The sequence below is a fragment of the Sporocytophaga myxococcoides DSM 11118 genome (assembly GCF_000426725.1).
GTDB lineage: Bacteria > Bacteroidota > Bacteroidia > Cytophagales > Cytophagaceae > Sporocytophaga > Sporocytophaga myxococcoides.
Genome location: NZ_AUFX01000012.1, coordinates 202,320 through 209,820, shown reverse-complemented (window position 1 = coordinate 209,820; position 7,501 = coordinate 202,320). Strand labels below are relative to the sequence as shown.

The 7,501-nt window shown below is 36.4% G+C and carries 6 protein-coding genes; 1 reads left to right on the top strand and 5 read right to left on the bottom strand.

Features of this window, described 5'->3' with window-relative positions:
• Positions 1-199: 199 nt before the first annotated feature.
• The gene (locus K350_RS0116220) at positions 200-1,072 is read right to left on the bottom strand and encodes a pirin family protein (protein WP_028980808.1); all 873 of its coding nucleotides are present in this window, start codon (positions 1,070-1,072) and stop codon (positions 200-202) included.
• 12 nt (positions 1,073-1,084) lie between these two features.
• The gene (locus K350_RS0116215; RefSeq protein ID WP_245598668.1) at positions 1,085-1,957 is read right to left on the bottom strand and encodes a pirin family protein; all 873 of its coding nucleotides are present in this window, start codon (positions 1,955-1,957) and stop codon (positions 1,085-1,087) included.
• Between the two features lie 236 nt (positions 1,958-2,193).
• Here K350_RS0116215 and K350_RS0116210 point away from each other — a divergent pair, with 236 nt between their 5' ends.
• Positions 2,194-2,883, top strand: a complete 690-nt coding sequence (locus K350_RS0116210) for a DsbA family oxidoreductase (RefSeq protein WP_037575990.1) — start codon at positions 2,194-2,196, stop codon at positions 2,881-2,883.
• 49 nt (positions 2,884-2,932) lie between these two features.
• Here K350_RS0116210 and K350_RS0116205 read toward each other — a convergent pair whose 3' ends face one another.
• The 3 genes from K350_RS0116205 to K350_RS0116195 all read right to left on the bottom strand — a co-directional run bounded on the left by K350_RS0116205 (position 2,933) and on the right by K350_RS0116195 (position 7,501).
• On the bottom strand, positions 2,933-4,927 hold the full coding sequence (locus K350_RS0116205) for a sensor histidine kinase (RefSeq protein ID WP_028980805.1): 1,995 nt from the start codon (positions 4,925-4,927) through the stop codon (positions 2,933-2,935).
• A gap of 261 nt (positions 4,928-5,188) precedes the next feature.
• The gene (locus K350_RS0116200) at positions 5,189-6,523 is read right to left on the bottom strand and encodes a DUF58 domain-containing protein (RefSeq protein ID WP_028980804.1); all 1,335 of its coding nucleotides are present in this window, start codon (positions 6,521-6,523) and stop codon (positions 5,189-5,191) included.
• Entirely contained in the window at positions 6,524-7,501 is a 978-nt protein-coding gene (locus K350_RS0116195; RefSeq protein ID WP_028980803.1) for an AAA family ATPase, read from the bottom strand.

The following is a 7,501-nucleotide window of genomic DNA, read 5'->3' as shown; positions in this document are numbered from 1 at the left end:
TCTTCGGGCTTTTTTTATGACCATAGTTCAACAACTAAATAATACTGGAATTGGTAGGTTCGTCCTGATTTGCATCGGGATGTCCGCTTGGCCGTGCAGGTTAGATAGCAAGAGAATTGAGCAACAGCAAGAGGCTGAACGACGCTTCTTTAAAAAGATACAACCTATTGTTATTGCTCACACTCTTACTTCTTTTAATTTACTTAACTGGCAATGGCACAAAATCAGTCTCACCATTTATCTTAGGAAATTCCTGCCCTTTCCAGTTTTCTTTAGCTCTTTCTATCGTGTCTTTATCTGAGGCAACAAAATTCCAATAGATGAATCTTTCTTCATCAAAAGGTATTCCTCCAAAAATATATATAGTTGAATTTTCACTCATTTCAAACTCGCATAGTGAAGCATCTTTAGCAACGAGAATCTGCTTTGGCCCGAATGTATTGCCTTCACTGCTTACACTTCCTTCTAGTATATACATTGCACTTTCACCAAAAAGCTCATTACCTATGGATAATTTTGTTTTTGCTATTGACTTTAACTCTAAAAGATAAAGAGGGCTATAGACAGGCACAGGTGATTTCTTGCCCATTACTTCTCCCGCTATTAGTTTGAAGTTAACACCATCTTTGCTCCATTCAGGAATTTCAGATTCTTCTACATGGACAAATGAAGGTTCATCCTTTTCATGCTCCTTGGGCAAAGCAACCCAGATCTGCAATCCATGCAAAACTTTATCTGAACCTCTTAAATATTCAGGAGTTCTTTCGGAATGCACTATCCCTTTGCCTGCTGTCATCCAGTTGACTGCACCTGGTTTAATTTCCATTTCAACTCCAAGACTATCTCTATGCATGATGCTTCCTTCGAAAAGATAAGTAACCGTAGAAAGCCCTATATGCGGATGAGGAGGAACATCTATATTCTCCGACTCATTCATCTTTGCAGGGCCCATATGATCAATGAATATAAAGGGACCTACCATTCTTTTTTCTCTGAATGGAAGCAAACGCCCGACCATAAATTTTCCTATATGTGTCGGACGTTCTTCTATAATAAGTTTAATATTGGACATAGTCAAAGAATCTTAGTCTTCCAAATATCCGAATTTTCCACTATTTACATCTTCAAAAGCCTGCATTATTTCAGCTCTTGTATTCATCACAAAAGGACCATGAGCATAGATAGGCTCGTTGATAGGCTTACCACTCAAGACCAAGACAATTGAATCTTCCAGAGCCTCAATAGTAAAGTCCTCCGCATTGTTTTCAAAAAGCACAAGATGATCTGCAGGAACATTTTCCTTTTCATTTACTTTTACACTTCCTTCAATAACCAGAATCACCGTATTATAATCAGAAGGAAATGAAAACGCTGCCTTGCCGCCTTTATTCAGTTTTGCATTTTGCATGTTCACTGGAGTAAATGTAAATGCAGGACCTTTAACTCCTTGATACTCCCCTGCAATCACTTCAATCAATCCCGCATTATCCGGAAGCTTTACCTTACTGATTTCTTCATTGGTAATCGCCTGATACTTTGGCGTGGACATCTTATCCTTTGCAGGAAGATTTACCCAAAGCTGTACCATCTGAAAGTCTCCACCAGTCTTACTGAAGTTCTCTTCATGATATTCCTTATGCAATACCCCTGAAGCAGCCGTCATCCATTGTACATCACCTTCGCCTATAATACCTTTATTTCCGGTGCTGTCATGATGAGCAACCTTTCCTTTATATGCAATCGTTACTGTTTCAAAACCTCTGTGTGGATGAACACCAACTCCTTTTGGCTTTTGTGTCGGAGGAAAATAAAACCTTGAATTATAATCCATCATAATGAATGGATCCATTCTCTGCATATCCAGACGGAATCTGCTTGGAATGAAATTATGTACCCTGAAGCCATCTCCCACCATATGAGGTGCGTTTGGAGATGCTACAATTTCTATATTTCTCATTGCCATAACTTTAATTGTTATTTTCTGATGTAAAGCTAGTTTGTTTGAATTTATTAAACATTGATCTAAGGCAATAAATAGCCTCATCACACCTTTTCAACAAAATCGGGTTCCTTGTAATAAAACTTTATAAAAACCCTTTTAAAAGTCGTTAAACAATGGTTATTTGTTAAATAAATTAATAGAGGGAACTATTCCGGTTCACACTTATCTTAAAATAGAATAAACTGTTCTTTATGAAACCAAAAATAAAAATTGCCATTGCATCAGATGTAGTATGTCCATGGTGCTACATCGGTAAAAGAAGAATTGAGAAAGCGATGGATCAGCTTAAGAATGAATATGACTTCGATATTCACTATCTGCCTTTTGAATTGAATCCTGGAACGCCCAAAGAAGGTTATAATCAGAAAGAATATCTCTCAAACAAATTCGGAGGAGAAGAAAGATACGAGCAAATCACAAGCAATGTAACCAGCGTTGCTGCCCAGGATGGACTCAAGTTTGACTTTAACAAACAATTAAAATCTCCTAATACACTAGATGCACATAGAATCATTTGGTTTTCTGAAAAAACAGGTAAGCAAAGAGCAACTGTAGAAGCTTTTTTTAAAGCATATTTTGAAGATGGAGTGGATCTAACTAAAAAAGAAAATCTCATTTCTGTAGCAGCTTCAGCTGGTCTTGAAGCTGAAAAGACAAGAGCACTCTTAGAATCCAATGAAGGCATAAATGAAGTAAAAGAGTCTGAGCGCTTTATTCAAGGTGCTGGCGTTTCAGGTGTTCCTTTTTACATTATTAATGACAAGTATGGTATCTCCGGAGCACAGCCTGCTGATGTCTTTGTGAAAGCTCTTACAGATATTGCTGCGGAAACTCCGCTTCAAGGAGGAGAGTCATGCGATGTTGATGGAAAAAATTGCTAACTGCTAACAGAATTATAAAGCCTCGAAATTCGGGGCTTTATATTTGTCTTCAGACTGGGAGTTCAACTCGAAACACTGTAGGGTTTGAAGGATTTTCAAGTACAACTTTCCCATTAAGTTTTTCAGTGCATATCCTTACCATATATAAACCCAAACCCGGCGTCTTATACTTGAGGGCAGCAGTTGAAAATAATTCAAATATAGAACTGACCTCATTCACAGGAATCCCTATTCCAAAATCTTTAACCTGAATGATTATATTCCTGCTATCCTTTTGTATTACAAATTCAATCTTCTGTTTACCTTTCTCTTCTTTGAATTTAAATGCGTTCTCAAGAAGATTTTGAAGAATAAATCTTACAAGCAAAACATCGGAATGTATTGTTTCCGAAAAAATCTCTGTTTTTATATCTGATTCGATATAATAACCTTGTGAAGCAAAATCTTTGAGTATGGACCTTACAAGCTCAATTGTATCTATGGGTTCAATGACAATCTTCTTAGTACTTATCTCATATACAACTGACAGGCGTTTCAAAATATAACTAAGCTGATTGGCATCTGCAGTTATTCGTGAAAAATAATCTCTTGCCGCCTCTTCCTTAATATCCATTAATGCAAGCTGAGACATTCCCAGCACTCTGGCAAGGGGACCTCTCAAATCATGTGCAGTTCTGTATATAAATGCATCCAACTGCTTATTGACAATTTCCAATTCCCGATTCTTTTCTTCAACAATACGTTTTCTTTCAATTTCTGCTTCTTTCGATTTTCGCTCATTCTCAAACCTAACCTCGTTCAGCTCTTTCTGAATAAAATTTATCCTGTCCGCCAAACCGAATGAAAATAGCACAATTTCAAGCAAAGATGAAACCTGAAGATTATATCCCCCAATTAAATTCTGAGGAATAATAAATAACCTTTCAGCTGCATAGATAAGGCCACCGGCGATTAGTAGGAGATTACCACCTAAAAAATATGCTGCCGGCGAATAGCCTTTTCTATATATTCTATATGCAGTATAAAAAATAAGAAGGAAGGACAAGATTGATGTTAATATAACAGCAGCACGACCGATCTTCCAATATCCCAAAATCATAAGCATGATATAGAACACGAATAACACGATACAACCGCTTAAAATCTTTTTTAAAACAGGAGTATATTTTTTAGCTTCCAAAAAATTTATACTGAATAAAAGATAAGATACTACAAGTAATGGCGCAGAAAGAAACCGAACATAAAGATCAACCCTTGGAAAATTGTATAGAAACAGTTCCAGAACATAACCACTGTTTGCAGCAAGGAACAAGGCCAGAAGGCCAAGAAAACACACATAATAAAGATAACTTAATGACCTTGTAGATATAAAAATGAAAAGGTTAAAAACTAACATGATCAGTACTGCTCCAAAAAAGAACGCATGGAAAATTTTCGGTTTTTCAAATCTGTCCAGATATGCCTGCTCTGTATAGATCTTAAGAGAATTAAGTGTAAACCCTTTGAATTGTTGTGAAATTGCTGAAGCACTCTTAAGTTTGAGGAAACAAGTTAATTCTTCTCCCCTCCCGATTTCAATAGGGATAAAACAAAACTGACCTGTCTTTACCATCCTGCCATTTAAAGGCACCAAATCTCCTGATTGTTTGAAGATGGTATTTCTTTCAGCAATAAACAAAGAATTGTAATCGCTGAAAGCGATGCTTAAATATAAGTTATGATCCAGAGAATCATCGTTTGCTAATACAAATTTTAGACAATGAACATTACCTACAAAGTCAGCCTGAGCTGAGGCAAGAGGAACATTAGGAAGTAAATGTAATTTACTGAATTCAATAACTGAGTCTGATGTTAAAACCCTTTCAGCATAATCAGTCAGATTATAAGTTCCTTGAGAAGGAATGATATGCAGAACTTTCCTTTCGGCATTAGCCTGACTCCCAAAAATGGAAATTAAACCCCAAAGTAGTAAAATGATATATATTCCTTTGAAAGAATATAATAATGGGCTTTTCGGAATTTGTAAGTGATTACGCGGAAACATTTCGGATAGGATTTATCTCTCCTCAAACTCAGGGCAATGTCAGGAATCCACACGAATTCCATCTATCCGACAAATTAAATGAAAGATTATTTTCTTTTACGAAGCTTTAATGTGAAAGTTAAATATCATTCGACGCCAATTCCCCTTTTAACATAAATCTTCATTCTTCATGAAAGGGAATGAATATAAAATATATATCCAAATCATACAAGTATCCACCTCCAAAGTCAATTTAATATTTAGTACATATAAATTATCTTATTATATAAGATTTCTCGACTTCAACTCCAGATATTTGTTAATTGTATTTACGGTAAGCGCTTCAGGGGTAGTGTAAATTGTATAGATGCCATACTTCTGGAACTCAATACTGATCTGCCTCTTCTCATATAAGAACTTCTCCGCAATCGTCTTTGTATAGATCTCTTCAAGAGAAACTGAATTTGTTGCATGAGCAACCTTACTTAATTCTGTATTCTCAAAAAATATTACGACGACAAGATGTCTTGCTGAAAGCTTTTTCAAATATGATAGCTGTCTCCTTGCAGAAGTTATACCTTCAAAGTTTGTATAGATCATTAAAAGGCTTCTCCTTGAAATCTTCCTGCTTAGGTAGACATAAAGTGAAGCAAAGTCATGCTCCGGATAGGCTGTCCTTTCTTTATAAAGCGTCTCTGATATTGTATTTAACTGAGTAGATATTCTGTCTGCTTTAACAAAAGATGTTACTTTGTTAGAGAAGATTGCCAGACCTGCCTTGTCATCTTTCTTGAGCGCAATGTTAGACATTACAAGACTGCTGTTTATTGAATAGTCAAGCAATGTCATGCCGTTGAAAGGCATCTTCATTGTTCTTCCTTTGTCGATGATGCTGTATATATCCTGTGCCTTCTCGTCCTGGTACTGGTTGACCATCAGATGGCCTCTTCTTGCTGTTGCTCTCCAGTTGATGCTTCTGATATCATCGCCAAGGCTATAATCCCTGATTTGTTCAAACTCCAGATTATGGCCAAGCTTTCTAAGCTTTTTTATTCCCTCGTCTCTGAGTTTATCTGTAAAAGCAAGTAATTCATATTTGCGCATTTGAAGAAAAGAAGGATAGACTTTTACATTAAATGCACCATCGAACATATATTTTCTTTTAATTAACCTAAAAGGAGACTGAACATAAATGTTTATAGTTCCGAAACTATACTCCCCTCTTTTTACCGGTCTTAAAGAATACCAAACTTCCTTATCAAATCCTGGATTTAATGTTTCATGTATTTCAAAATCTCTTTTCTGAAACTGAAAAGGAATTTCATCGATAATGGTTGCTTTAACAGTAAAAGGATAGTTATTCTTTATTCTTATTAATATTTGATTTTCATCTCCATTAGAAAATCTTTCTGAACATATTCTATCACCATTTATCCCTGCTTTCAGCCTATATAAGGTTGCTATATCAATACACAAAACTAACACCAAACATATTAATGTGATAGATGCAGGCAACAATAAAAATGGAAAAAAGAAGGCCAGTATGAAGAACACTACATTGCCTCCAATCAGGAAAAAAAATAATAAGTTTAAATAAAGAGACTTCAATAATTTCATCTATCTCGGTACTTCTATCTTTTTAATAATTTGTTTCAGCACATCACTCACTGTGATGCCTTCCATCTCCTTTTCGGCAGTAACTACTACTCTGTGCTCAAGTACAGGAGAAGTAACTTCCTGAATATCCTCCGGGGTTACAAAGTCTCTGCCTCTTATAGCGGCTATAGCTTTTGAAGCTCTTAATATCGCTACAGAAGCTCTTGGAGATGCTCCCAGATACAATGAGGCATTGTTCCTTGTTTCCTGAATAATTGAAGTAATATAGCGGATAAGATGATCTTCAACATGGACCTTCTGAACAGCCTCTCTTATTTCTTTTATTTCCTGCTTGGATAAAACAGCACCAATCTTTGATAAATCAGCTCTGCTGCCATTCAAATGAGCATCTTTCAGAATTAAAAATTCTTCCTCTGCCTGAGGGTATCTTACAACGATTTTAAAAAGAAAACGATCCAGCTGAGCTTCAGGAAGCTTGTATGTACCTTCCTGATCAATTGGGTTCTGTGTTGCAAGGATCATAAAAGGAGGATCCATCAGATATGTATTACCATCTACAGTAATCTGTCTTTCTTCCATCACCTCAAACAATGCAGCCTGAGTTTTTGCAGGAGCTCTGTTGATTTCATCAATCAATACTATATTAGAAAATATTGGCCCTTTCTTAAAATCGAACTCACTGGTTTTCTGATTAAATACAGAAACTCCTGTCACATCCGAAGGCATTAAATCAGGGGTGAACTGTATCCTGCTGAAGTCCGCCGATATTGTCTTTGCCAGTACTTTTGATGTAAGGGTCTTTGCTACTCCTGGTACGCCCTCTATCAAAACATGGCCGTCAGCTAGAATGGATGCCAATAAGAGCTCTACCATCGTCTCCTGGCCTACTATCACTTTCCTTACCTCATCCTTTATCTTCGTAATTGAATTGGCAACTACGGTCAGATCTATTTTATTTTCAAACATTTCGTTTTGCAT

Bases quoted from the DNA above. Each gene is read 5' to 3' on its own strand.
- K350_RS0116220 (WP_028980808.1), bottom strand. From the start codon at position 1,072: ATGTCCAATATTAAACTTATTATAGAAGAACGTCCGACACATATAGGA.
- K350_RS0116215 (WP_245598668.1), bottom strand. From the start codon at position 1,957: ATGAGAAATATAGAAATTGTAGCATCTCCAAACGCACCTCATATGGTG.
- K350_RS0116210 (WP_037575990.1), top strand. From the start codon at position 2,194: ATGAAACCAAAAATAAAAATTGCCATTGCATCAGATGTAGTATGTCCA.
- K350_RS0116205 (WP_028980805.1), bottom strand. From the start codon at position 4,927: ATGTTTCCGCGTAATCACTTACAAATTCCGAAAAGCCCATTATTATAT.
- K350_RS0116200 (WP_028980804.1), bottom strand. From the start codon at position 6,523: ATGAAATTATTGAAGTCTCTTTATTTAAACTTATTATTTTTTTTCCTG.
- K350_RS0116195 (WP_028980803.1), bottom strand. From the start codon at position 7,501: ATGCAAAACGAAATGTTTGAAAATAAAATAGATCTGACCGTAGTTGCC.